Source organism: Pseudomonas lini (assembly GCF_001042905.1).
GTDB lineage: Bacteria > Pseudomonadota > Gammaproteobacteria > Pseudomonadales > Pseudomonadaceae > Aquipseudomonas > Aquipseudomonas lini.
Window position 1 is genome coordinate 22226 of sequence record NZ_JYLB01000015.1, and the last position, 24161, is coordinate 46386.

General features: G+C 59.3%; 21 protein-coding genes. 8 read left to right on the forward strand and 13 right to left on the reverse strand.

The window, feature by feature from the left end:
- The first annotated feature begins 60 nt into the window (after nucleotides 1–60).
- Entirely contained in the window at nucleotides 61–1086 is a 1026-nt protein-coding gene (gene tsaD / locus TU81_RS28495) for a tRNA (adenosine(37)-N6)-threonylcarbamoyltransferase complex transferase subunit TsaD (protein ID WP_038981234.1), read from the forward strand.
- A 23-nt stretch (nucleotides 1087–1109) separates the two neighbouring features.
- On the opposite strand, the gene plsY is transcribed toward tsaD, so the two are convergent.
- On the reverse strand, nucleotides 1110–1679 hold the full coding sequence (gene plsY, locus TU81_RS28500) for a glycerol-3-phosphate 1-O-acyltransferase PlsY (RefSeq protein ID WP_048397809.1): 570 nt from the start codon (nucleotides 1677–1679) through the stop codon (nucleotides 1110–1112).
- Between the two features lie 74 nt (nucleotides 1680–1753).
- Between plsY and folB the strand changes: the two genes are divergently transcribed.
- Nucleotides 1754–2110, forward strand: coding sequence for a dihydroneopterin aldolase (folB, locus tag TU81_RS28505; RefSeq protein WP_038981239.1), 357 nt, complete (start codon nucleotides 1754–1756; stop codon nucleotides 2108–2110).
- Nucleotides 2101–2619 (forward strand): 2-amino-4-hydroxy-6-hydroxymethyldihydropteridine diphosphokinase, encoded by a 519-nt coding sequence (gene folK, locus TU81_RS28510; protein WP_048397811.1) that lies wholly within the window; start codon nucleotides 2101–2103, stop codon nucleotides 2617–2619. The genes folB and folK overlap by 10 nt, the downstream gene beginning before the upstream one ends.
- Before the next feature lie 100 nt (nucleotides 2620–2719).
- On the opposite strand, the gene TU81_RS28515 is transcribed toward folK, so the two are convergent.
- The 11 genes from TU81_RS28515 to TU81_RS28565 all read right to left on the reverse strand — a co-directional run bounded on the left by TU81_RS28515 (nucleotide 2720) and on the right by TU81_RS28565 (nucleotide 16871).
- Nucleotides 2720–3949: a multifunctional CCA addition/repair protein gene (locus TU81_RS28515; RefSeq protein WP_048397813.1), complete on the reverse strand. Its 1230-nt coding sequence runs from the start codon at nucleotides 3947–3949 to the stop codon at nucleotides 2720–2722.
- A 64-nt stretch (nucleotides 3950–4013) separates the two neighbouring features.
- Nucleotides 4014–5576, reverse strand: a complete 1563-nt coding sequence (locus tag TU81_RS28520) for a SpoVR family protein (protein WP_048397815.1) — start codon at nucleotides 5574–5576, stop codon at nucleotides 4014–4016.
- Nucleotides 5573–6844: a YeaH/YhbH family protein gene (locus TU81_RS28525; protein WP_038981246.1), complete on the reverse strand. Its 1272-nt coding sequence runs from the start codon at nucleotides 6842–6844 to the stop codon at nucleotides 5573–5575. The genes TU81_RS28520 and TU81_RS28525 overlap by 4 nt, the downstream gene beginning before the upstream one ends.
- 203 nt (nucleotides 6845–7047) lie before the next feature.
- On the reverse strand, nucleotides 7048–8970 hold the full coding sequence (locus TU81_RS28530) for a PrkA family serine protein kinase (RefSeq protein ID WP_038981248.1): 1923 nt from the start codon (nucleotides 8968–8970) through the stop codon (nucleotides 7048–7050).
- Nucleotides 8971–9267: 297 nt separating this feature from the next.
- The gene (gene glpE / locus TU81_RS28535; protein WP_030130002.1) at nucleotides 9268–9597 is read right to left on the reverse strand and encodes a thiosulfate sulfurtransferase GlpE; all 330 of its coding nucleotides are present in this window, start codon (nucleotides 9595–9597) and stop codon (nucleotides 9268–9270) included.
- Between the two features lie 33 nt (nucleotides 9598–9630).
- A complete protein-coding gene (locus TU81_RS28540) occupies nucleotides 9631–10512 on the reverse strand; it encodes a symmetrical bis(5'-nucleosyl)-tetraphosphatase (RefSeq protein ID WP_048397817.1) in 882 nt (293 codons plus the stop codon).
- A complete protein-coding gene (apaG, locus tag TU81_RS28545) occupies nucleotides 10512–10892 on the reverse strand; it encodes a Co2+/Mg2+ efflux protein ApaG (protein ID WP_048397818.1) in 381 nt (126 codons plus the stop codon). The genes TU81_RS28540 and apaG overlap by 1 nt, the downstream gene beginning before the upstream one ends.
- A 115-nt stretch (nucleotides 10893–11007) precedes the next feature.
- A complete protein-coding gene (rsmA, locus tag TU81_RS28550) occupies nucleotides 11008–11826 on the reverse strand; it encodes a 16S rRNA (adenine(1518)-N(6)/adenine(1519)-N(6))-dimethyltransferase RsmA (protein WP_038981253.1) in 819 nt (272 codons plus the stop codon).
- Nucleotides 11823–12812, reverse strand: coding sequence for a 4-hydroxythreonine-4-phosphate dehydrogenase PdxA (gene pdxA, locus TU81_RS28555; protein ID WP_048397820.1), 990 nt, complete (start codon nucleotides 12810–12812; stop codon nucleotides 11823–11825). Before pdxA ends, rsmA begins: the two co-directional genes overlap by 4 nt.
- Complete coding sequence (gene surA, locus TU81_RS28560) at nucleotides 12809–14125, reverse strand: peptidylprolyl isomerase SurA (RefSeq protein WP_038981255.1); 1317 nt, start codon at nucleotides 14123–14125, stop codon at nucleotides 12809–12811. The genes pdxA and surA overlap by 4 nt, the downstream gene beginning before the upstream one ends.
- Nucleotides 14106–16871, reverse strand: a complete 2766-nt coding sequence (locus TU81_RS28565) for an LPS-assembly protein LptD (protein WP_048397822.1) — start codon at nucleotides 16869–16871, stop codon at nucleotides 14106–14108. The genes surA and TU81_RS28565 overlap by 20 nt, the downstream gene beginning before the upstream one ends.
- A 130-nt stretch (nucleotides 16872–17001) precedes the next feature.
- Between TU81_RS28565 and TU81_RS28570 the strand changes: the two genes are divergently transcribed.
- Genes TU81_RS28570 through TU81_RS28580 form a run of 3 tightly spaced genes read left to right on the forward strand, consistent with a single transcriptional unit; the run spans nucleotide 17002 to nucleotide 19458 of the window.
- Entirely contained in the window at nucleotides 17002–18021 is a 1020-nt protein-coding gene (locus TU81_RS28570; protein WP_048397824.1) for an aminoglycoside phosphotransferase family protein, read from the forward strand.
- Nucleotides 18018–18689, forward strand: coding sequence for an N-acetylmuramate alpha-1-phosphate uridylyltransferase MurU (murU, locus tag TU81_RS28575; protein WP_038981260.1), 672 nt, complete (start codon nucleotides 18018–18020; stop codon nucleotides 18687–18689). The genes TU81_RS28570 and murU overlap by 4 nt, the downstream gene beginning before the upstream one ends.
- A 1-nt stretch (nucleotide 18690) precedes the next feature.
- Nucleotides 18691–19458, forward strand: coding sequence for a TerB family tellurite resistance protein (locus TU81_RS28580; protein ID WP_048397826.1), 768 nt, complete (start codon nucleotides 18691–18693; stop codon nucleotides 19456–19458).
- A gap of 139 nt (nucleotides 19459–19597) precedes the next feature.
- Here the strand turns inward: TU81_RS28580 and TU81_RS28585 are convergent, their stop codons facing one another.
- The gene (locus TU81_RS28585) at nucleotides 19598–20590 is read right to left on the reverse strand and encodes an alpha/beta hydrolase family protein (RefSeq protein WP_048397829.1); all 993 of its coding nucleotides are present in this window, start codon (nucleotides 20588–20590) and stop codon (nucleotides 19598–19600) included.
- A gap of 73 nt (nucleotides 20591–20663) precedes the next feature.
- On the opposite strand from TU81_RS28585, the gene TU81_RS28590 reads away from it, so the two are divergent.
- Both TU81_RS28590 and TU81_RS28595 read left to right on the forward strand, forming a co-directional pair.
- Nucleotides 20664–23060: a PAS domain-containing sensor histidine kinase gene (locus TU81_RS28590; protein WP_038981265.1), complete on the forward strand. Its 2397-nt coding sequence runs from the start codon at nucleotides 20664–20666 to the stop codon at nucleotides 23058–23060.
- A 118-nt stretch (nucleotides 23061–23178) separates the two neighbouring features.
- On the forward strand, nucleotides 23179–23820 hold the full coding sequence (locus tag TU81_RS28595; protein WP_173667515.1) for a response regulator: 642 nt from the start codon (nucleotides 23179–23181) through the stop codon (nucleotides 23818–23820).
- The last annotated feature ends 341 nt before the right edge of the window (nucleotides 23821–24161 follow it).

Consider the following 24161-nt stretch of genomic DNA (forward strand, 5'->3'; position numbering starts at 1 on the left):
GGCATCACGCGACGACTATTATGCGCGCCTTCGAATTCAGCCTCTACAAGGCGCAAACCCATGCTAGTACTGGGATTAGAAACCTCTTGCGACGAAACCGGTGTCGCACTTTACGACAGTGAACGCGGGCTGTTGGCCGACGCGCTGTTCAGTCAGATCGATCTGCATCGTGCCTATGGCGGCGTGGTGCCGGAGCTGGCTTCGCGTGATCACGTCAAACGCATGCTGCCCTTGATTCGTCAGGTCCTGGCCGAGGCCGGCTGTGTGCCAACCGAGATCGACGCCATCGCGTATACCGCGGGTCCTGGCCTGGTCGGAGCCTTGCTGGTGGGGGCTTCCTGCGCCCAGGCGCTGGCCTTTGCCTGGGGCATTCCGGCCTTGGGGGTGCACCACATGGAAGGTCACTTGCTGGCGCCGATGTTGGAGTCGCAACCACCGGAGTTCCCGTTCGTCGCTTTGTTGGTGTCGGGTGGTCATACGCAGTTGGTTCAGGTCGACGGGATCGGCCAATACACGCTCTTGGGCGAGACCCTCGACGATGCTGCCGGCGAAGCGTTCGATAAAACCGCGAAGATGATGGGCCTGAATTATCCGGGCGGCCCGGAGATCGCTCGTCTGGCAGAGCAGGGCGTTGCAGGGCGTTTCACTTTTCCGCGTCCGATGTGTGATCGTCCGGGCTTGGCTTTCAGCTTCAGCGGCCTGAAAACCTTTGCGCTGAACACCTGGCAGCAGAGCGTCAGCGCCGGGGACGACAGCGAGCAAGCCCGTTGCGACATCTCGCTGGCGTTCCAGCAGGCCGTGGTGGAGACTTTGACCATCAAGTGCAAGCGTGCCCTGAAACAGGCGGGTCTCAAGCGTCTGGTGATCGCAGGGGGCGTCAGCGCCAACAAAGCGCTGCGGGTTTCACTCGAGAAAATGCTCGGCGACATGAAGGGCGATGTGTTTTATGCCCGTCCGGAATTCTGCACCGATAATGGCGCGATGATTGCGTTTGCTGGCTGCCAGCGTTTGCAGGCGGGTCAGCATGAAAGCCTGGCGATCAGCGTGCAGGCGCGCTGGCCGATGGAGCAACTGTCGGCGCTGTGATGAGCGGCGCTCACGTGCGGTATTTAAAAATGCCGTTCGCGCCCGGCAAACAGGTCGCGTAGATTGCCGCGATGACGCCAGACAATCAGGCCCGTGAGCGCGCTCATGGGCAGTAAGGCCGCCGGTTCTTGCCAAGCAAGCAGTGGCAAGGTCAATGGTGTGGCAATCAGGGCGGCGAGTGAGCTGGTGCGGGTCAGGTAGAACGTCAGCGACCAGGCGCAGACCGCCAGCAGCGCGGCGGGCGGGTAGAGCCCCAGCAGCATGCCGGCTGCGGTGGCGACGCCCTTGCCACCACGAAAGCGGAAGTACAGCGGAAACAGGTGACCGATAACGGCACAGACGCCGATCCAGGCCTGTTGCTGCAGTGAAAGGCCCGCTGCACCTGCGATCAATACGGGTAGCAGGCCTTTGTTCAGGTCGCCGAGCAAGGTCAGGATGGCGAGTTTCTTGCCGGCCAGACGCAACATGTTGGTGGCACCGGCATTGCCCGAGCCACTCATTCGCGGATCGGGGTTACCGGTCAGGCGGCTGAGCAAAATGGCGAAGGACAGAGAGCCGAGCAGGTAGGCGAGGATCGCCAGTAACCAAAACATGCTAACTATTCCGGGCGAGGACGCCCTGATTCTAACGGCGCATTGCGCCCTTGTCGTGCAGTGGAGAGAAGTGCTTGGACAGAGTGTTTATCGAGGGCCTGGAAGTCGACACCGTGATCGGTGCCTACGACTGGGAGCGAGGCATCCGACAGTGTCTTCGACTTGATCTGAGCTTCGCCTGGGACAATCGTCCGGCCGCCGCCGGTGATGACCTGGCCCTGGCGCTCGACTACGCGAGCGTTTCGTCGCGCATTCAGGCGTTTGCCGAGCAGGCGCAGTTCCAGCTGGTCGAGACCTTTGCCGAGCGTCTGGCGGAAGTGCTGATGAGCGAATTCAAGATCACCTGGATGCGCCTCAAACTGACCAAGCCAGGTGCCATCCCGGCTGCCACGGGTGGTGTGGGCGTGGAGATCGAGCGCGGATGTCGCTGACTCAGGTGTACCTCGGGCTCGGTAGCAATATCGAGCGTGAATCCCATTTGCAGGCAGGCCTGGACGCCCTGGCGGGTTTCCTGGTGGATATGCGCTGCTCGGCGGTATTCGAAAGCCAGCCGGTGGGGATCAAGAGCGGCCCGTTTTTCAACTTTGTGGTCTCGGCCTTCACCGATCTGCCACTGATGGAGCTGGATCGACGGTTGAAATTCATCGAAGCGGATAACGGCCGTTACGCGCCGGACCGAAAGGGCTTGCCGCTGGATATCGACGTGCTGCTGTTTGGCGATCTGGTGGGCAACTTCGATGGCTTGGTTTTGCCCCGGGCAGAGATTCTGAAAAATGCTTTCGTGCTGTGGCCGTTGTCGCTGATTGCGCCGGATCGTGTGCATCCGGGCGTAGGCAAGAGCTTTGCAACCCTGTGGGATGAAGCGCAGATCGATCAAGTGCTGGCGCCGGTGGCTTTTGAGTGGCGCGGTGAGCAGCTGACTCCTTTGAATTTGCTGTGACCCTACGGGCGTCTTCGCGGGCAAGCCTCGCTCCTACAGGTTGGCGTCGAACATGTGAACGACACCAACCTGTAGGAGCGAGGCTTGCCCGCGAAGCTTTTTACGCCGACGCCGCCTCTTTGTAACCCTTCAGCGCCTTGAGCCGCTCGCCTTTGATCGCCTCGCCCAACTCCGGTCCCTTGAATCCCTTCTCCAGCAATGGCTGAACGGCAACACTTCGCGCCGCAGTTGCTGCGCCACGTAAATAATCCGCCTGTGGATAACTTCTCTGCTCCAGGCCTTTACGCCCCCGAGCGTCCATCTCGCACGCCGCGATAAACTCCTCAAAGCGCTGAGGTCGACGATAGACGTCGAAATTCTGCAGCAACTCCAGCAAGGTCGACGGTTTCAGTTCCAGCGCACGATGGCTGTGGGTGTGATATTCGCCCACCAGAAGCGCCAGTTCCTGACAGTCCTTCGGTGCCTTGAAGCGTTCATTGACCGCTTTGATCAGCTTCAGGCCTTTGTGCTCGTGGGCGATGTGACGGGGCCATTCTTCCTCGGGCGTCAAACCTTTGCCCAAATCATGCAGTAGGCAAGCCCAGCGTACGGTCAGCGGTTGTTTGTGCAGCGCCGCTTGCTCCAGCACGCTCAGGGTATGCACGCCCGTGTCGATTTCCGGGTGATGGGCTTCAGGTTGCGGTACACCAAACAGCGCGTCGACTTCCGGCATCAGTACCTTGAGGGCACCGCATTCACGCAGCACCTTGATGAATACTTGAGGTTGGTCTTCCATCAGCGCGCGAGCGATTTCTTTCCAGCTGCGTTCGGGGGTCAATGCCTCCAATTCACCCGATTCGGTGAGTTGGCGCATCAGCTCCAATGTCTCGGGGGCGACGGTAAAACCAAGTTCCGCATAACGCGCGGCGAAGCGGGCAACGCGCAGAACACGGAGCGGATCTTCGGCGAACGCGGGGGAAACGTGACGCAGCAAGCGGGCCTCGAGATCCCGTTGACCATGGTAAGGGTCGGTCAGGTTCTGCTGATCGTCTTCGGCCATGGCGTTGATCGTCAGGTCGCGACGAATCAGATCTTCTTCGAGGGTGACGTCGGGGCTGGCGTGGAAGATGAAGCCGCCGTAGCCGCGCCCGTTTTTGCGTTCGGTGCGGGCGAGGGCGTATTCCTCACCGCTTTTGGGGTGAAGAAACACCGGGAAGTCCGCGCCCACCGGACGAAAGCCCTTGGCGAGCATTTCTTCGGTGGTGGCGCCCACAACGACCCAGTCGATATCGGTGACAGGCTTGCCCAGCAGGCGATCGCGTACTGCACCGCCGACTTTATAAATCTGCATAAAAAACCTCCGTTAGCCCGACAGAATAACCTTTGCGTCGAACTTTCGGAGGCAGAAAACAGGATCAAAGATGAATGACTGCCAAGTCCAGCCGGCCGTAATCCCCCTCGGCATGCTCGCTTCTGGGCGGAACATGGTGGGTTTTCATCACCTGATCCCCTTGCAGGGTTTCCAGGTGAATGTCGAAGCCCCAGAGGCGGTGCAGGTGCTTGAGCACTTCGTCGGTGGAATCACCCAGCGGTTTGCGGTCGTGTTGCTGGTGACGCAAGGTCAGGGAACGGTCGCCACGCCGGTCAATGCTGTAGATCTGTATGTTGGGTTCGCGATTGCCCAGGTTGTATTGCGCTGCCAGGGTTTCACGAATGGTTCGATAGCCGTCCTCGTCGTGTATCGCCGGAACCAGCAGATCGTCCTTCTGATCGTCATCGAGGATGCTGAACAGCTTGAGATCGCGGATCACTTTGGGTGACAGGTACTGCAGGATAAAACTCTCGTCCTTGAAGCTGCTCATGGCGAATTTGATGCTGGACAGCCAGTCGGTGCCAGCGATTTCCGGAAACCAGCGATAGTCCTCTTCGGTGGGCGCTTCACATATCCGGCGGATATCGCGATACATGGCAAAACCCAGGGTGTAGGGGTTGATGCCGTTGTAGTAGGGGCTGTCGAAGCCGGGTTGAAAGACCACGCTGGTATGGGAAGTCAGGAACTCCATCATGAAGCCTTCGGTGACCAGGCCTTCGTCATACAAGTCGTTCATCAAGGTGTAGTGCCAGAACGTGGCCCAGCCTTCGTTCATCACCTGGGTCTGGCGCTGTGGATAAAAATACTGGGCGATCTTGCGCACGATCCGCACGATTTCGCGCTGCCAGGGCTCCAGCAGCGGCGCGTGTTTTTCGATGAAGTACAGGATATTTTCCTGAGGTTCGGCGGGGAAGCGTGCGTTGTCCTTATCGCTGTACTTGTCCGCGCCTTTTGGAATGGTCCGCCACAAATCGTTGATCTGCTTCTGCAGATGCTCCTCCCGATCCTTCTGCCGACGGCGTTCTTCTTCGGCGGAAATCGGATAAGGGCGTTTGTAACGGTCGACGCCGTAATTCATCAGCGCATGGCAGGAATCGAGCAGGTCTTCTACCGCGTCGATGCCGTGGCGTTCTTCGCACTGCATGATGTACTGCTTGGCGAACACCAGGTAATCGATGATCGAGCTGGCGTCGGTCCAGGTGCGGAACAGGTAGTTGCCTTTGAAGAAACTGTTATGGCCATAGCACGCATGAGCCACCACCAGCGCCTGCATGCAGATGGTGTTTTCTTCCATCAGATAGGCAATGCAGGGGTCTGAGTTGATCACAATCTCGTAGGCCAGTCCCATCTGGCCGCGACTGTAGGACTTTTCGGTGCTGAGGAAATGTTTGCCATAGGACCAATGGTGATAACCCAAGGGCATGCCGACAGAGGCATAGGCGTCCATCATCTGCTCGGCGGTGATCACTTCGATCTGGTTGGGATACGTATCCAGCGCGTAGCGGGCCGCGAGACGACTGATTTCGCGGTCGTAGGCCTGGATCAGCTCGAATGTCCATTCGGAGCCGGTGGAAATGGGTTGGCGCTTCTGCTCTTTGGCGGTCATGTCACTAACCTGCGCTGGAAGAGTTCACGAAAGACCGGATAGATATCCCCGGCCGAGACCAGTTGCTGCTGGGCAAAAGTGTCAGAGAAGGCTTCGGCGATGCGTTCGTACTCGAACCACAAGGCCTGATGTTCGCGCGGGGTAATCTCAACATAAGTGTAGTACTGCACGAACGGCATGATCTGATTGATCAGGATGTCGCGGCAGATCGGCGAATCGTCGTTCCAGTTGTCGCCGTCGGACGCCTGGGCGGCATAGATGTTCCATTCATTGCTCGGATAACGCTCGGCCATGATCTCCTGCATCAGTTTCAGAGCGCTGGAGACGATGGTGCCGCCGGTTTCCCGGGAGTAGAAAAACTCCTCCTCATCCACTTCACGGGCGCTGGTGTGGTGGCGGATGAACACGACGTCGATTTTGTCGTAGTTCCGCTTGAGGAACAGGTACAACAGGATGAAGAAGCGTTTGGCGATGTCCTTGGTCGCCTGGGTCATGGAGCCGGATACGTCCATCAGGCAGAACATCACTGCTTTGGAACTGGGGTTCGGCTGCTTGATCAGCAGGTTGTACTTGAGGTCGAAGGTGTCGAGAAACGGCACTCGGTGAATGCGCGCGCTGAGCTTCTCGATTTCTGCTTCAAGCTCCTGGATATCGCCGAAGTTGTCCGGTTCTTCCCGTTTAAGCCGCAGCAGTTCTTCTTTGACTTCGCGCAATTTCGCCCGGCTGCTGCCGGACAAGGCAATGCGCCGGGCATGGGCCGAACGCAGCGTGCGGATAATGTTGATCCGTGATGGGTTGCCCTCGTTGCTGATGCCTGCGCGTACGGTCTTGAAGGTGTCGGTGCCGGTCAGGTGGCGTTTGACCAGATTAGGCAGTTCAAGGTCCTCGAACATGAATTCGAGGAATTCCTCCTGGGTAATCTGGAAGACGAATTCGTCCATCCCTTCACCCGTGTTACCGGCCTTGCCGGGGCCTCTGCCGCCGCCACCTCCGGGTGGACGGGCAATGTGCTCGCCGCTGGTGAATTCCTTGTTGCCCGGGTGCACGATGGTTTGCTTGCCGCCACGACCGTGGTGAAGCACTGGCTCGTCGATATCGCGGCCGGGAATGCTGATCTGCTCGCCGTGTTCCATATCGGTAATGGAGCGCCGGCCGACCGCCTCTTCGACGGCCTTTTTGATGTGATCACGGTAGCGCCGCAGAAACCGCTGGCGGTTTACCGTGCTCTTGTTCTTGCCATTGAGACGTCGGTCGATCACATAGCTCATGACTGCTCCTTAGAAGCTGTCCTGAAAGGGCGAGCGTTAACGCAGCAAATAAAGCCAGAGCTTGGGGGGGGGCACGCTCCTCCAAACGCTTTGGATGCTGCCTGAACCTCTCTACCGAATTTCGGACACCTCCAGAGGCCTGTGTAACAGAAAAAACGCAAACAGGCCTCGGGCTAACGACAACCGGTCTGACCGGCAGCGGGTTACTGGGATTTTCTGACCCGCAGGTACCACTCGGACAGCAGTCGTACCTGTTTGTCGGTGTAGCCCCGCTCGACCATCCGTGTGACGAAGTCGTTGTGCTTCTGCTGGTCCTCTTTGCTGGCCTTGGCGTTGAAGCTGATGACCGGCAGCAAGTCCTCGGTGTTGGAGAACATTTTCTTCTCGATGACCACCCGCAGTTTTTCGTAGCTGAGCCAGGTTGGGTTCTTGCCGTTGTTGTTGGCTCGGGCGCGCAGTACGAAGTTGACGATTTCGTTGCGGAAATCCTTCGGATTGCTGATGCCGGCCGGTTTTTCGATTTTCTCCAGTTCTTCGTTCAGGGCTACGCGGTTGAGGATCTCGCCGGTTTCCGGATCGCGGTACTCCTGATCCTGAATCCAGAAGTCGGCGTACAGCACGTAGCGATCGAAGATGTTCTGGCCGTACTCGCTGTAAGACTCGAGGTAGGCAGTCTGGATCTCCTTGCCGATGAATTCGATATAACGCGGCGCCAGGTACTCTTTCAGGAAGCGCAGATAGCGTTCGCGGGTCTCGGCCTGGAACTGTTCCTGTTCGATCTGCTGTTCCAGCACGTAGAGCAGATGTACCGGGTTGGCGGCGATTTCGTGCGGATCGAAGTTGAAGACCTTCGACAGAATCTTGAAGGCGAAGCGGGTCGACAGACCGTTCATGCCTTCGTCGACACCGGCTGCATCGCGGTATTCCTGGATCGACTTGGCCTTCGGATCGGTGTCCTTGAGGTTTTCGCCGTCATACACCCGCATCTTGGAGTAGATGTTGGAGTTTTCCGGTTCCTTGAGGCGCGAGAGCACGGTGAACTGAGCGAGCATTTTCAGAGTGTCGGGCGCGCAATGGGCCTTGGCCAGCGAGCTGTTGAACAGAAGCTTGTCGTAGATCTTCACCTCGTCGCTGACGCGCAGGCAGTACGGCACTTTGACGATATAGATCCGGTCGATGAACGCTTCGTTGTTCTTGTTGTTACGGAAGGTGTGCCATTCCGATTCGTTGGAGTGGGCGAGCAGGATCCCGGTAAACGGAATCGCCCCCAGGCCTTCGGTACTGTTGTAGTTGCCTTCCTGGGTGGCCGTCAGCAATGGGTGCAGCACCTTGATCGGTGCCTTGAACATTTCGACGAACTCCATCAGGCCCTGGTTGGCCCGGCACAGCGCCCCCGAGTAGCTGTAGGCATCGGCGTCGTTCTGCGGGAACTCTTCCAGTTTGCGGATATCGACCTTGCCCACCAGTGCCGAGATGTCCTGGTTGTTTTCATCTCCCGGCTCGGTTTTCGCGACCGCAATCTGGTTGAGGATCGATGGGTAGAGTTTCACCACGCGGAACTGGCTGATATCGCCGCCGAATTCGGCCAGGCGCTTGGTGGCCCATGGCGACATGATGGTATTGAGATAGCGCCGGGGAATGCCGAAGTCTTCTTCGAGGATCGCGCCATCTTCGGTGGCGTTGAACAGACCCAGAGGCGACTCGAAAACCGGCGAACCCTTGATCGCGTAGAAGGGCACCTTCTCGATCAGCTGTTTCAGCTTTTCGGCCAGGGACGATTTACCGCCACCGACAGGGCCCAGCAGATAGAGGATTTGTTTCTTCTCTTCCAGGCCCTGAGCGGCATGGCGGAAATACGACACGATCTGGTCGATGCATTCTTCCATCCCGTGGAAGTCCTCAAAGGCCGGATAGCGGCGGATCACCTTGTTGGAAAAGATTCGCGACAGCCTCGAGTTGGTCGAGGTGTCGAGCAGCTCCGGTTCGCCGATGGCCAGCAAGAGACGCTCGGCGGCGGAGGCGTAGGCGCTACGCTCCTTCTTGCACAGTTCCAGGTACTCCTGCAGGGAGAATTCTTCCTGGCGTGTGGACTCGAAGCGTTGTTGGAAGTGGCTAAAGATACTCATGACGTCACCTCGCTCGATACGTGGAGCCGACGCCGGATCAGTCAGTCGATGCTGGCAAGCAACTGAATATGCAGTTGCTGTTTACCCCCCAGAACACCTTCAGGGTATCAACCCCGAAAGCTACTCCCGATGACCCGCGCGCCGGTGTACCGGCTCTCCCCTGTTTTGGATGGCCTGCGCTTAAGGATAGTTCGGAATCTTGAAGGTAAAGGCGCAATAAGTAATTAGTTGTGGCAGACCGTTCGTCAGCCAGCGCGCGAGCCCACGGGGGCCGGGCCTTGCGCGCCTTGAAAAAAATTATTCGGAAGTGCCTTGCGCCGTTTCCGAAGGATAGGTCGTACGCCACAGCTCAAAACCGCCATCCATGCTGTAGACGTCGGAGAAGCCCTGACTGATCAGGTAAGCGGCCGCGCCCTGGCTGGAATTTCCGTGATAGCAGACCACTACCGTCGGCGCGTCCAGGTCAGCGCCCTGAATGAAAGCATGCAGAGAATGATTGTCCAGGTGCTTGGAGCCGGCAATGTGCAGCGCGGCAAAAGTTGCCGGATCGCGGACATCGACCACCACCGCGCCTTGTTCGCGCAGGGCCTGGGCCTGTTCTGGGGGGATACGTTTGAATTCGCTCATGGCGGGCTCCTGTGGCTCGGCTGAAAGCGCAGTCTAGCGCGGGGCGCTGGCTGACGTTTGTTCGGGAATAGAGGCGGCGACAGCCGGCCGAGCGTGGCCATGGGCGTCGCATTTACATTGCAGGCGCTCGCCGGTGTCGACGTTCATCAGGGTCATGGCGCCACCCCAGACGCAACCAGTGTCGAGCGCAAACAGACCCGGCTCGTTGCACTGGCCTTCGAGCGCCGCCCAGTGGCCGAAGATGATCTTCAGGCCTTTGGTCTTGCGCTCCTTGTGGGTGAACCACGGCGCATAACCCGGCGGTGCGGTGTCGATGCCTTCCTTGCCCTTGAGATCAAGCTTGCCGTCACTGGTGCAAAAGCGCATCCGGGTGAAATAATTGGTGATGACTCGCAAGCGCGCCGCGCCTTTGAGGTCGTTGTCCCATTTCACCGGTTCGTTGCCGTACATACCGTCAAGGTAAGGTGCGAAGCGGTTGTCGTCGTGCAGGGCTTCTTCGACTTCGGCGGCGCACTTCAAGGCTTTGCGCAGCGACCATTGAGGCGGGATGCCGGCATGGACCAGGGCGATATCGCGTTGTTCGTCGTAATGCATGAGCTTTTGTTGCCGAACCCACTCCAGCAGCTCCCCGCAATCGGGTGCCTCAAGAATTTCGCGCAGCGTGTCGGCCTTCTTCAGGCGTTCGATGTTTTGCCCGACGGCCAGCAAGTGCAGGTCATGATTGCCGAGTACACAGATCAGCGATTCGCGGATGCTAAAGAGGAAGCGCAAGGTATCCAGCGACTGTGGGCCACGGTTGATGAGGTCGCCCACCAGCCATAGACGGTCCCGGGCAGGGTCGAAGGCGACTTGCTTGAGCAGGCATTGCAGCGGTTCAAGGCAACCTTGCAAGTCGCCGACGGCATACGTCGCCATCAGTGCAGGGCTCCGGGTACTGCCAGACGAAACGGAGCGATGACAGCATCGAAGTGTTTACCGTCGTCGGCGATCATTTCATAAGTGCCTTGCATCGTGCCGACCTTGGAGGTCATGACAGTGCCGCTGCTGTAAGTGTGGCTCTTGCCCACGTCGATCAACGGCTGCTGGCCGACGACGCCTGCGCCGCGAACCTCCTCGACATGCCCGTCACCGTCGGTGATCACCCAGTGCCGTGAAAGCAGTTTGGCGGGCACCAGGCCATTGTTCTGCACGGTGATGGTGTAGGCGAAGGCAAAGCGATTTTGCTCGGGTTGCGATTGTTCTGCCAGATAGCGGGTGACGACGCTGACGTCGACCTGATAACGAGGATCGGACATGCAAAAGGCCTTAGAAACGAAGCGGGACGCGGGGCATAGCTGATAGAACTCAGTCTAGGCCAAGTATCGGGTAGTAAACCAGAGTGGCGTCCTACCCGATAGCGCTCATCGCCTTTCAGTCGGTGACAGGCTTTTGTAGGACTTGTTCGCTGAGCTTGTCGGCCAGGCGCACGAAGGCAGCCAGATCGAGCTGCTCGGGGCGCAAGCTGCCATCTACGCCGGCGGCTTCGATTTCGGCGTTGCTCAGCAGCAATTTGAGCGTGTTGCGCAATGTCTTGCGGCGCTGGTTGAAGGCTTCGCGCACGACGCGCTCCAGCAGTTTGTGATCTTTGGCTGGATGCGGGAGTACCGCATGAGGCACCAGACGCACGATGGCCGAATCGACCTTCGGCGGCGGATTGAATGCGCCAGGGCCAACGTTGAACAGATGTTCGACCCGGCAGTGGTACTGAACCATGATCGACAGGCGACCCCAGTCACCGCCACCAGGACCGGCCGCCATGCGTTCGACCACTTCCTTTTGCAGCATGAAGTGCATGTCGCGGATCAGGCTGGCGTTATGCAGCAGGTGGAAAATCAGCGGCGTAGAGATGTTGTACGGCAGGTTGCCGACTACCCGAAGACTGCCCGGTGCTGCGTTCAGACTGGTGAAGTCGAACTTCAGCGCATCACCCTGGTGCAGGTTGAAATTGCTCCTGCCGGCGAACTGCTGATTGAGGATCGGAACCAGGTCTTTGTCGAGCTCCACCACGTCCAGCTGGGCGCCGCTGTTGAGCAGGCCTTGGGTCAGTGCGCCCTGGCCCGGGCCGATTTCCAGCAGACGGTCTTCGGGTTTGGCATGAATGGAACGCAGGATGCGGTCGATAACGCCGGCATCATGCAGGAAGTTCTGGCCGAAGCGCTTACGCGCCCGGTGTTGGTAATGCTCGGTCATAAACGGGTCTCGGCCATCTGGTAGGCGGTTTCCAGGGCGACTTGCAGGCTGCCGGTATCGATTTTGCCGCTACCGGCCAGATCCAGGGCAGTGCCGTGGTCGACCGATGTGCGGATGATCGGCAAGCCGAGGGTCACGTTGACTGCCGCGCCGAAGCCTTTGTATTTCAGCACGGGCAGGCCCTGGTCGTGGTACATCGCCAGCACCGCGTCGCAGTGCTCCAGATATTTGGGGGTAAACAGAGTGTCGGCGGGCAGGGGACCGCGAAGGTCCATGCCCTCGCCGCGCAGGCGCTCTAATGTAGGTTCGATGATGTCGATTTCTTCATGGCCCAGGTGACCGCCTTCACCGGCGTGCGGGTTAAGCCCGCACACCAGGATGCGTGGCTGGGCGATGCCGAATTTTTCTTGCAGGTCGGCGTACAGGATCCGCGTGACCCGCTCCAGGCGCTCCGGTGTGATTGCATCGGCAATCTCGCGAAGGGGCAGGTGAGTGGTGACCAATGCCACGCGCAAGCCGCGGGTGGCGAGCATCATCACCACTTGCGCGGTATGAGTCAGGTCAGCGAGAAATTCCGTGTGCCCGGAAAAGGCGATTCCGGATTCATTGATCACGCCCTTGTGCACAGGGGCGGTGATCATGCCGGCGAAATGCCCGTCCAGGCAGCCCTGGCCAGCACGCGTCAGGGTTTCCAGAACGAAAGCCGCATTGGCTTTGTCCAGTTGCCCGGCGATGACCTTGGCGTTAAGCGGCGTATCCCACACATACAGGCTGTTGGCCGGGGCTGGAATATCTGGCCAGCTGTCTGGCGTTACCGGCAGCAGATCGACAACCACGCCCAGCTGCGCGCCCCGCTCGATGAGCAGGTCGCGGCTGGTAATGGCAATCAGAGGGTGTGGCTGGGCTTGCGAGGCGAGCAGCAGGCACAGGTCAGGACCTATGCCGGCCGGTTCGCCGGGGGTCAACGCGAAACGCTTGGGTTTCACTGCGTTGCCTGGTCTGCACCAGGGAGCTTGATTTCTACATACGCTTCGTCACGGATCTGGCGCAGCCAGGTTTGCAGCTCTTCATCGTATTTGCGGTTACGCAGTACGGTCATCGCTTGCTGCTCACGGGCCTGGCTGGTGCTGTCGGTGGCGCGGCGGCCAAGGACTTCCAGAACGTGCCAGCCATATTGGGTCTGGAACGGCTTGGACAGCTGACCTTGTGGGGTCTTGGCCATTACTTCGCGGAATTCAGGCACCAGTGCATTCGGGTCGATCCAGTTCAGGTCGCCACCGTTGAGGGCGGAACCCGGGTCTTCCGAGAAGCTTTTCGCCAGCTCACCGAAATCTTCGCCCGCTTCGATGCGGGAATAGAGCGATTGAGCCAGGGCTTTGGTTTTTTCTTCGTCGCGGATCGGGCTCGGCTTGACCAGGATGTGACGCACGTGCACTTCGTCACGCACCTGGGCTTCGCCGCCACGCTTGTCGAGGATCTTCAAAATGATGAAGCCGCCCGGTGTACGCATTGGCTGGGTCACGTCACCCACTGCCATAGTGCCCAGCAGGCGATCGAACGGAGGTGGCAGTTGAGCGGCTTTACGCCAGCCCATGTCGCCGCCTTCCAGCGCGGTTTCGCTGGCGGATTTGGCGATTGCCAACTGACCGAAGTCAGCGCCTTGCTTGAGCTGCTGGTAAACCGCGTCGGCTTGTTTGGCGGCATTCTGAATTGCGTCGGAATTGGCGCTTTCCGGCGTAGGAATCAGGATGTTGGCCAGACGAAACTCTTCGGACAGCTGCATCTTGCCAAGGTCGGAAGCGAGGAAGTTCTTCACTTCCTGCTCGGACACCTGGATGCGTTCAGCTACACGGCGCTGACGTACACGGCTGATGATCATTTCGCGGCGGATCTGGTCGCGAGCGTCGTCATAAGACAGGCCGTCACGAGACAAAGCGGAGCGGAATTGCTCAATCGACATGTTATTGCGCTGGGCAATGGTGCCGACAGCCTGGTTCAGTTCTTCATCGGTAATGCGGATGCCGGAACGCTCGCCGATCTGCAGTTGCAGGTTTTCGACGATCAGACGCTCGAGTACCTGCTGATCCAGCACGCCTGCAGGCGGTACGGCAGCACCGCGTTTGGCGATGGTTTGCTGAACTTCGTGAACACGCTGGTCCAGTTGGCTCTGCATGACCACGTCGTTGTCGACGATGGCCACCACTTTATCGATGGACTGTACCGCGGCGTTGGCCGCGGTACCCAGGAACAGCGCGCCCAGCATCAGCGGGCGCAGACAATCAGAAAGCTTGGTCTTCACGTTCACGATAACCTTGGATGCCTTTGTCGAGGAAGCTCTCTACCTTGGCGCCGGTGAGGCCGCCGAGTCCCTTCAGAACAATTTGGAGGAAGATGCCGTGGTCGCCTTTTTCGTTTTCCGGGGCGTTCTGACTGAACTCGTCATAGCTGACCCAGTAACGGTTGATCAGGCGCAATTTCCAGCAGCAGTTGTCGTATTCGAAACCACCGAAAGCTTCCAGAGTACGGTTGCGGTTGTAGTCATACTGCCAGCGGCTGATAGCGTTCCACTGCGGCACGATCGGCCAGATCACCGAGAAGTCGTGCTGTTTGATCTTGTAGTAGTCCTTCACGTAGCCAGGTTGGCCCGGGGTGCCGTAGTCACCACCGCCCACTTGCCATTGACCGGTGTTCTGGTCATAACGAATCTGGTCATTGCGATAGCGATAACCGGCGTTGATGACCTTGTTCGGGTTGTCTTCAGGCTGGTAGTGGAACATCGCGCTGCCCGAGCGAGGGCTGCGGCTGTCCGGGTCCCAGTTGTAGTCGGCAGTGGTGCGCCAATCGCGGTTCCAGCGGTATTCGTATTCCAGTGCATACGGCGAGACGTTGGCTTGAGCATCCTCGCGGGTTTTCGCATCGATACCTGGCAGCTGGACTTCGCGGTCCTTGAAGTACAAGGCCTGGCCGACGCTGATGCGTTGACGTTCGAAACCGTTTTCTTCGATCCAGCGGTTGGTCACACCCAGCGACAACTTGTTCTCGTCGCCGACACGGTCGGAGCCGGAGAAGCGGTTATCGCGGAACAGCGAGGCGTAGTTGAAGGTGTATTCGCCGGTGTCGAATACCGGAATATCCGTTTGGTCTTCCTCAGGTACATAGAGGTAGAACAGGCGAGGTTCCAGGGTCTGGCGATAGTTCTTGCCGAACCATTGCGTGTCGCGATCGAAGTACAGGCCACTGTCGATACTAGCAATCGGTACGCCTCGGCTCTGGTTGCGGCTGTAGCTCTCATCTGCAAGCAGAGTGTTTTTGCCCTGCTGATCCAGATCCAGGTCGTACTGGGTGTACTGGTACTTGAGCGATGGCTTAAGGAAGCCGTAGCTCGCGTTCATCGGCAGGCTGACACCCGGCTTGAGGTTCAAGCGGTTGCCGTTGGCGCGAGCCAACCCAGCGACGCGAGTGTCTAGGCGATCTTCAACGCTACCATCTTCATTAGTGTATGTGCCATTGAGCAAATCACGCTCAAACCGCACAACCTCTGTTTCGTAATCGAAGTTCAGACCTTCCGGATGATACGGCAGCTGACCATTAAAGGTGATCTGCGGCAAACGATCATACGGCGTGATGTTCGAAACGGTCGCCAGCTGATAAGCCTGGGCATTCAAACGAGCGACATAACTGTCGCCACGATAGCTGACAGAACCCTGCTGGTTCACGTAATCGGAGCTTTTCACACCGATCTGATCACTCTGCAGATCCTGGAAGTAATACGGATCGCTGATCTTGGTGTAATCGACCTGCGTAAAGACGCGCGAGTCCAGACCACCCTTGTGCTGCCAGTTGTACATGTAGCGGGTTTTTTCGTAATCGGTCTGCTTGCTGCGCTCGGTTTCCTCGTCGTTGAGGTAGGCGGCGCCAAACTGACCTTCGCTGGACTTGGTCAGGTAGCGGAATTCGCCTTCCATCAACAGGCCGCGTTTGCCCATGTAGCGCGGGTACAACGTGGCATCGTAGTTCGGTGCCAGGTTGAAGTAATACGGGGTGACCAGCAATAAGCCGGTATCGCTGCCGGTGCCGACGGTCGGCGGCAGGAAGCCGGACTGGCGACGGTCGTCGATCGGGAAGTAGATGTACGGCGTATACAGAACCGGAATGTCCTTGACCCGCAGCGTCACGTTGGTCGCGGTACCGAAACCGGTAGCCGGGTTCAAGGTGATGTTGTTGCCCTTGAGCTGCCAGGCGTTGCTGTCCGGTTCGCACGTGGTGTACGTACCATCCTTGAGGCGGATGATCGCGTTCTCGGCACGTTTGGCGTACAGCGCGTTACCGCGGATACGCGATTTGTGCATCACGTATTCGGCGTTGTCGATCTTGGCTTCACCGGTGTCGAGTTGCACGTCGGCGTGGTCGCCCACGATCAGTGCGCCATTGTCGCGAATGCGCACGTTGCCGCTCAGTTCGCCACGGCTTTCGGCCTGGTACAGGTTCGCTTCGTCGGCTTCGGCCTGCATGCTGCCCTGGCGCATGACCACGTCACCGGCCAGGGTAGCGACCTGCTCATCCTGCTTGTAGCGAGAGGCTTTTGCACCGAGAAAGGTCGGAGCGTCACTTTTATTCGTCTTGTCATTCATGCCAGGACGAATCGGTTCGATATAGGAACCAGCGCAGTAAGGACCGGTTTCGGCCAATTGCGCTGCAGTGAGCTTCTCGCGCGGAACCCAGTCGAGGTGGCTGTAGTCTTCACTACGCGACTTCAGGCCGCGGCCCTTGGACTCGGTAACCAGTACGGGTTTGGCGTCAGTGTCTGCGGTGTCGGCCGGAGCTTCGCCAGTGGCGGAAACTGCGCTGCCGTCATGGACGGGGCGTGGCGGCAATGCAGCAGCCGGTGCCTTAGGCGCACAGTCCCAGGCACCCGAAGCAGAGACTGAGCAGTCATACTGTTCCGCGGCGACCACGAACGAAGTGGCTAGAGGTTGCAGGGCCAGCAGACTGCCGGTAACCAACAACGGAAATTTTTTACGAAACGCGGGGGATTTCAATGCCATCTTATTAGTCCGGGCTTCCTGCGTGCCATCTGCCCGCGGTGTGGGCCGCACGCCTCTCGATGGTCTGAAAAAGATGCTGGATAATAAAGCATGACCCGCTTGACGGCTAGCGCCGTCGGAGACCCTTGCAATGCCTGACCAAGATGTACGCTTGCAACACCTGAAAGTTTGGCTCGATGAACAGTTGGCTATCCTCTTTGCAGAACAAGGTTGGGGTGCCGTGCCCCCGGCCACGTTGACTGCGGCCAGTAGCGACGCGAGTTTTCGGCGCTATTTCCGCTGGGAAGGCGCAGGCAGAAGTTTTGTCGTGATGGACGCGCCGCCACCCCAGGAAAACTGCAAACCCTTCGTGGATATCGCTTTTCTGCTGGCGAAATCCGGAATAAACGTGCCGAAAATTTATGCCGAAGACCTCGAGCGTGGTTTTCTTTTACTCAATGACCTGGGCAACAAGACTTACCTGGACGTGATCGACAGCGAAAACGCCGACGATTTGTTCAAGGATGCCCTGCAAGCGCTGCTGGCTTTCCAGCAGTTGCCGATGGTGGCGCCGCTGCCGAGTTATGACGTGGCGCTGCTGCGTCGCGAGCTGGAACTGTTCCCCGAGTGGTACGTGAAGCGCGAACTGGGCATCGAGTTCGACTCGGCGCAGCAAGCGCTTTGGCAGCAGGCCAGCGACTTGCTGATCGACAGCGCCCTGGCTCAGCCCAAAGTCCTGGTGCATCGCGACTACATGCCGCGCAACCTGATGCTCAGCGAGCCGAATCCCGGCGTGCTGGATTTCCAGGACGCGGTTTATGGCCCGGTGACCTACGATGTGACGTGCCTGTTCAAGGACGCCTTTCTCAGCTGGCCTGAAGAGCGTGTGCGTGGCTGGCTGGAGGATTACTGGCAGCAAGCCGGCGCGCTCGACATCCCGGTTCAGCCAGACTTTGAGGATTTCCTGCGCGCCAGCGACCTGATGGGCGTGCAACGACACCTTAAAGTCATCGGCATTTTCGCCCGCATCTGCCATCGCGATGGCAAGCCGCGCTACCTCGGCGATGTGCCGCGCTTCTTTGCTTATATAGACGCGGTCATCGCCCGTCGCCCTGAACTGGCGGAGTTGGGTGAATTGTTGGCCAGTCTGCGTGCTGGAGCGACGGCATGAAGGCAATGATTCTGGCCGCGGGTAAAGGCGAGCGCATGCGTCCGCTGACCCTGACCACGCCAAAACCGCTGGTTCGCGCCGGCGGAGTGCCCCTGATCGAATATCACCTGAGGGCGTTGGTGGCTGCAGGATTTACCGAGATCGTGATCAACCATGCCTGGCTCGGTCAGCAGATCGAGGATTATCTGGGCGATGGTTCGCGGTATGGCGTGAGCATTCAGTACTCGGCGGAAGGTGAACCTCTGGAAACCGGTGGCGGCATTTTCCGTGCGTTGCCGTTGTTGGGTGACGAGGCCTTTGTGGTGGTCAACGGTGACATCTGGACCGACTACGACTTCAGCGTGTTGCATCAGCCCATCGTCGGGCTCGCTCATCTGGTATTGGCGGACAACCCGGCGCATCACCCGAGTGGAGATTTCACTTTGGTCGATGGCCATGTGCAGGACGGTCGGCCGGATACATCAACCCTGACCTACAGCGGCATCGCCGTGCTGCACCCGCAGCTGTTTGACGGGTGCTCGGCCGGTGCCTTCAAACTTGCGCCACTGCTGCGCAAAGCCATGGCTGACGGGCAAGTGACCGGCGAACGCCTGAATGGGCATTGGGTGGATGTCGGTACCCACGAGCGCCTGGCCGAAGTAGAAACTCTGATAGAAGCGAGACGCTGACATGTTGTGGCCAGGGACTCTGATTGGAGCCGGAGCGGGCTTTGCCATAGCCAGCATTCCGGGGGCCATGCTCGGCGCTTTATTGGGACAGGCGCTGGACCGGCGTTTGCACCTGCAGAGCTGGGCGCATTTATGGGAAAAATTCGGTGGTCGCTCGGTGCTGCGCAACGATGAACTGCTATTCGTGTTGCTGGGCCGATTGGCCAAGAGCGATGGGCGCGTAGTGGATGGCCACATCCAGCAGGCGCGGCAGGAAATGCGTTCGCTGGAAATGACCGAATCGGCGCAACGTCGAGCGATTGCGGCGTTCAATCGCGGTAAGTCGGGACATGACCGGTTGCGCGGTTATCTGCGCCGCCTGAGTACCCAACCCTACGCGGCGGAAGGGGTGTTGCGTGCCTGTTGGCGGATGGTCTGGGCCGATGGCCGCGCCGGTAGCAGTGAGCGCGAGCTGATTGCCCAGTGGGGCAAATGGCTGGGGTGGACGCGGCAACAGGTGCAGGCCTTGGCGACTGACTATGAGCCGCAGAAACGCCCATCGGTCAGCAACGCTGTAACTTATCAAGATGCGTTGCAGCTATTGGGAGTGTCGGCGACCAGTGAGCCGGCGCAAATCAAACGCGCCTATCGACGCCTGCTCAGTCGTCATCACCCGGACAAGATTGCCGGCAGCGGTGCGACAGCATTGCAGGTTCGCGAGGCTACGGACAAGACTCGTGAATTGCATACTGCCTACACGTTGATTCGTGAGCGGCGGGATTTTCGTTAGCAGGGATGAGTTGTGTTGCCAGTGAATCCGTCTTCGCGGGCAAGCCTCGCTCCTACAGGTTTTATGATTGCCGCATATTTGGACACGACACAAATCCTGTAGGAGCGAGGCTTGCCCGCGAATGGGCCAACCCGGTCTATCAGTCCGCCGCTGGTTGAGGATTCAACCAACCCCGCACCCGACGGACCAATTGCTCTTGCTCGGCCCTGGCGTTCCCCGGCAGCGCCTTGAGCGAAACCTGACTGAACCCCGACGTTTTCAAGCGCTTGCTGGCCTGTAAACGTTCCAGCGCCGCGTTACGATCCCCCGGCTTATCCATATAGAAGATATCTGCGGTAGGCAGCTTCAAGGCGGGTGTGAGCTCAGCCAGTCCCGGCGTCGCTGTAACAGGCGTCTGAGCGGCGACCATCACCAACTTCTCGACTTGCGATGGCTGCTTCTCGCTCAGATAACGCGCGGCCCAGTAAGCGCCGGTACCATGGCCCAACACGATGATGCTGCGAGCGCTTTGCTGTTCGGCGTAGGCGATGGCGGCATCGATGCGCGCGAAGATTCGCTCCGCGTCGGCTTTGGCCTGTTCTTCGGTGGTTTCGACGATGGCCTTGTCGGCCACATCCGCTTCGCCGCCGGCCACCTGTTCGATGGGCGCCGCAGTCGTGGCGTCTTTGCTGCCGGCATCAGGCGTTTTGGGCGCTGGCGCCACTTCGACAATACGTGGCGCAATGGCTTCGCTTTGCAGGTCCGGCAAGGTGATACTCAGGCTGCTCCACTCGGCGTCCGGCAACTTGCGCCGCAATGGGCTGATCGCTTGCGGCCAGTCAACGGTTTCACCGGCGCCGGGGATGATAATCACCGCGCCTTTGGGTTCGGCGGTATTGGCCGGTTTCCACAAGGCGAGAAAGCTGTCGGTGCCGGCTTGCAGCTGTTGCTGTTCTTGCGCAGGGATTTTTCGCTCAAGTGCAGTCGCTTCTTCCTGACTACGCTCAAGCAGCGGCTGACGTTCGACCGGTTTTTCTTCTGCGGGTTTTTCCGCAGCGGCAGGTGCCGGGTCGGCCGCCTCAACGGAAAACGCGCAAGGCAGGATCAACGACAGGCACAATGCTGGCAGTGCCAGGCGGTAGACAGGGGGCATCGGATATTCCAGGCCAGAAGTTATTCCGGCAGCCTAATGGGTTGGTCAGTATTTGTCAGTGTGTGAGACTTTGATAATGCATTTTCGCTGCCTGTGGGTTATCGGCTGTTTATGGTTTCCCTTGATGGGCTGGGCGGCGCCCGCGCCACCGGCGCACGTCGTGCACCTGTCGCCAGCGCAACAGCAATGGCTGGCGCAGCATGGCGAGTTGCGGGTCGGAGTGGTGTTGCAAACGCCCTATGCCCAATACGATCGCCGCTTGCAGCGCCTGTCCGGGGTTAACATCGAGCTGATGAAGTGGCTGGCCAAGGCACTCAAGATCGAACTGAGCTGGCGTAATTATCCTGATCTTGCGCAACTGGAAGCCGCAGCGCGTGAAGGCGATATCGATATCGCGCCAGGGCTGACGCAAACCCCCGCGGCATTGCGACTCTGGCAATTTTCCGACCCTTACATGCGGGTGCCGCAACTGGTGGTCAGCGCCCAGAAAAGCACCGGTGCGGTAGAGCTGGAAAAACTCGACAGCCAGACCCGCGTCGCGGTGCGCATGCCCAGCGTCACCGCCGATTATCTGCGCAGCAATTATCCCCATCTGAACCTGCAAGGCGTGCCTCTGGAGCGCCAGGCGCTGCAACTGTTGTTGAGTCAGCAGGCTGGTTACGCCGTGGTCGATGAAGCGCAGTTCGGGCGTCTGTCTGTCGAGCCTGAATTCTCCGGGCTGGCGGTGGTGGGCGATATCGGTTTCCCGCAACTGCTGCGCGTGGCCACGCGCCGGGACTGGCCGGAGTTGGCCGGCATCGTCGAAAGCGCGCTGCGAGCGATCCCGGCCAAGGACCTGGAGCAACTGCACAATCAATGGCTGCAACCCAAGTATCCGCGGCTGTCCGAGTCGCCGGGTTTCTGGCAAAACCTCAGCCTGCTCTTGGTGATGTTATTGCTGAGCAGCATGGCCATTGTGTTCTGGCAACGTCGTCAGCAACACAGCCTGGAGCAACGCTTGCTGGCGGCGCGCGAAGACATTGCCCTGCGCGAGGCCAGCGAAGAGGCCTTGCGCCTCACGCAGTTTTCCATCGATCAGAGCACTGTCGGCATCCTCTGGGTCAACTGGGACAGCCATGTGCGTTACGCCAACCGGGCGGCCGAAACCATGCTCGGCTACCCGGCGGGCGGGATCATTGATCGGCCATTGATCGACTTCGAGCCCGGTTTGCACATGGACCGCTGGCTGAGCCTGTGGAAACGCGCCCGGGCCAGTGAAGAAGGGCCGCAAAGTTTCGAAACCAATTGCGTGCGAGCGGACGGCAGTATTCTGCCGGCGGATGTTTCGTTGAGCTTCTTGCGCTTTCGCGACGGCGAATACCTGGTGGTTTACCTCAATGACGTCACCGAGCGTCGTCGCGCCCTGGCCGCATTGCAGGAGAGCGAGGCGAGGCTGCAAGGGATCGCCGCCAACGTGCCCGGCCTGGTCTTTCGTCTGGAACGCGCGCCGGTGACCGGGCAGATCGACTTTGCCTACATCAGTGAAGGCAGCGAGAGTCTGGTGGGGTACTCGCCGGCCACTCTGGCCCATCGGGACAAAGGCCTGCGCAGTCTGGTGCATCCGGACGACAAGGCCAGTTACCATCAGACTCAGGACCATGCGCTGGACACCGACAGCGACTGGTCGTGGCAGGGACGGATTCTGACCCGTCAGGGCGAGCAGCGCTGGGCCGAGATCAAGGCCATCACCCGCCGGCTCGAAGATGGCGCCTATGTCTGGGACGGAATCGTCTGGGACATCACCGAGAGCAAGCGCATCGAACTGGAACTGGCCAGCTCCCGCGAGCAATTGCGCGAGTTGTCCGCCCACCTGGAGAGCGTCCGGGAAGAGGAAAAGGCGCGCATCGCCCGGGAAGTTCACGACGAGTTGGGTCAGATGTTGACCGTGCTAAAGCTGGAAACATCCATGTGCGAACTGGCCTACGCCCAGCTCGACCCGGGCCTGCACGAGCGCTTGAACAGCATGAAGCGCTTGATCGCTCAACTGTTTCAACTGGTGCGGGATGTGGCCACGGCGCTACGGCCGCCGATTCTCGATGCCGGGATCGCCTCGGCCATCGAGTGGCAGGCGCGGCGGTTCGAGGCGCGCACGCAGATCCCGTGTCTGGTGCAAGTGCCGGATAACTTGCCGGTGCTCAGCGACGCCAAGGCCATCGGGCTGTTCCGCATCCTTCAGGAAGCGCTGACCAATGTCATGCGCCACGCCCAGGCGCATACTGTTGAACTGACGCTGACCCTTGAGGGCAATGAACTCTGTCTGACTGTCAGCGATGATGGCGTAGGATTTGTCGCCGCCACTGGCAGGCCGACATCCTTCGGTGTGGTCGGCATGCGTGAGCGGGTGTTGATCATGGGCGGGCAGTTGTCGCTTGAGAGTGAACCGGGGGAGGGCACGACCCTGAGTGTGCGAGTGCCACTGGATGAAGCCTGATGGTTTTAAGTTGCTTGGACTGGCGCCTTCGCGGGCAAGCCCGCTCCCACAGGGGGAACGCATTCCAAATGTGGGAGCGGGCTTGCCCGCGATAGATCTTGGCTCTGACATAACAAGAATGGAGAAGAACGTGATCCGTGTACTGGTAGCCGAAGACCACACCATCGTTCGCGAAGGCATCAAGAAATTGATCGGCCTGGCCAAGGACTTGCTGGTGGTAGGGGAGGCGAGCAATGGCGAGCAGTTGCTCGAGACCTTGCGCCATGTTCCCTGCAAAGTGGTGTTGCTGGATATCTCCATGCCAGGGGTCAACGGCCTGGAAGCGATTCCACGGATTCGCGCACTGAACAATCCCCCGGCGATTCTGGTGTTGTCGATGCACGACGAAGCGCAAATGGCCGCACGAGCGTTAAAGGTCGGCGCCGCAGGCTATGCGACCAAGGACAGCGATCCGGCATTGCTGCTGACGGCAATCCGCAAAGTGGCGGCGGGCGGGCGATACATCGACCCGGACCTGGCCGACCGCATGGTCTTTGAAGTCGGCCTGACGGATTCACGGCCGTTGCACTCGTTGCTGTCGGAGCGTGAGTTCTCGGTATTTGAACGCCTGGCCCAAGGCGCCAACGTCAACGACATCGCCCAGCAACTGGCCCTGAGCAGCAAAACCATCAGCACCCACAAGGCGCGGCTGATGCAGAAACTCAATATCACCTCCCTGGCCGAACTGGTGAAGTACGCGATGGAGCACAAACTCCTCTGACACGCCCCTTCCACGGGTTCACTGCAAATCCCTGTGGGAGCGGGCTTGCCCGCGATTGCGATTTGTCCGTCGATAAGATTCTGAATGTTCCACCGTCATCGCGGGCAAGCCCGCTCCCACAGGAAGGCGGTGGCATGTCCATTTGCGACATGCACACAAAGCCGCTTTTGCCTGTTTTTGCGGCTTGCAGCTCACCGCCTGTCGCGATCCCGAATCGACATATCCATCCCCGCCATCCTTGTAGGGCAATCCCTACCCCCAATCTTCCATCCGGCTGAGGCGATTCTCTCCTGCGCCCCGATTTGCGCCGCTCCCAGCGTCCACTAGGCTTAGTCCACAGC

Bases quoted from the DNA above. Each gene is read 5' to 3' on its own strand.
- plsY (WP_048397809.1), bottom strand. From the start codon at position 1,679: ATGTTTTGGTTACTGGCGATCCTCGCCTACCTGCTCGGCTCTCTGTCC.
- rsmA (WP_038981253.1), bottom strand. From the start codon at position 11,826: ATGACCGAGCATTACCAACACCGGGCGCGTAAGCGCTTCGGCCAGAAC.
- TU81_RS28570 (WP_048397824.1), top strand. From the start codon at position 17,002: ATGCCTGACCAAGATGTACGCTTGCAACACCTGAAAGTTTGGCTCGAT.
- TU81_RS28595 (WP_173667515.1), top strand. From the start codon at position 23,179: ATGGAGAAGAACGTGATCCGTGTACTGGTAGCCGAAGACCACACCATC.
- TU81_RS28565 (WP_048397822.1), bottom strand. From the start codon at position 16,871: ATGGCATTGAAATCCCCCGCGTTTCGTAAAAAATTTCCGTTGTTGGTT.
- TU81_RS28540 (WP_048397817.1), bottom strand. From the start codon at position 10,512: ATGGCGACGTATGCCGTCGGCGACTTGCAAGGTTGCCTTGAACCGCTG.
- TU81_RS28515 (WP_048397813.1), bottom strand. From the start codon at position 3,949: ATGCAGATTTATAAAGTCGGCGGTGCAGTACGCGATCGCCTGCTGGGC.
- TU81_RS28525 (WP_038981246.1), bottom strand. From the start codon at position 6,844: ATGAGCTATGTGATCGACCGACGTCTCAATGGCAAGAACAAGAGCACG.
- glpE (WP_030130002.1), bottom strand. From the start codon at position 9,597: ATGAGCGAATTCAAACGTATCCCCCCAGAACAGGCCCAGGCCCTGCGC.
- TU81_RS28585 (WP_048397829.1), bottom strand. From the start codon at position 20,590: ATGCCCCCTGTCTACCGCCTGGCACTGCCAGCATTGTGCCTGTCGTTG.
- apaG (WP_048397818.1), bottom strand. From the start codon at position 10,892: ATGTCCGATCCTCGTTATCAGGTCGACGTCAGCGTCGTCACCCGCTAT.
- folK (WP_048397811.1), top strand. From the start codon at position 2,101: ATGTCGCTGACTCAGGTGTACCTCGGGCTCGGTAGCAATATCGAGCGT.
- TU81_RS28520 (WP_048397815.1), bottom strand. From the start codon at position 5,576: ATGACCGCCAAAGAGCAGAAGCGCCAACCCATTTCCACCGGCTCCGAA.
- tsaD (WP_038981234.1), top strand. From the start codon at position 61: ATGCTAGTACTGGGATTAGAAACCTCTTGCGACGAAACCGGTGTCGCA.
- TU81_RS28580 (WP_048397826.1), top strand. From the start codon at position 18,691: ATGTTGTGGCCAGGGACTCTGATTGGAGCCGGAGCGGGCTTTGCCATA.
- murU (WP_038981260.1), top strand. From the start codon at position 18,018: ATGAAGGCAATGATTCTGGCCGCGGGTAAAGGCGAGCGCATGCGTCCG.
- TU81_RS28530 (WP_038981248.1), bottom strand. From the start codon at position 8,970: ATGAGTATCTTTAGCCACTTCCAACAACGCTTCGAGTCCACACGCCAG.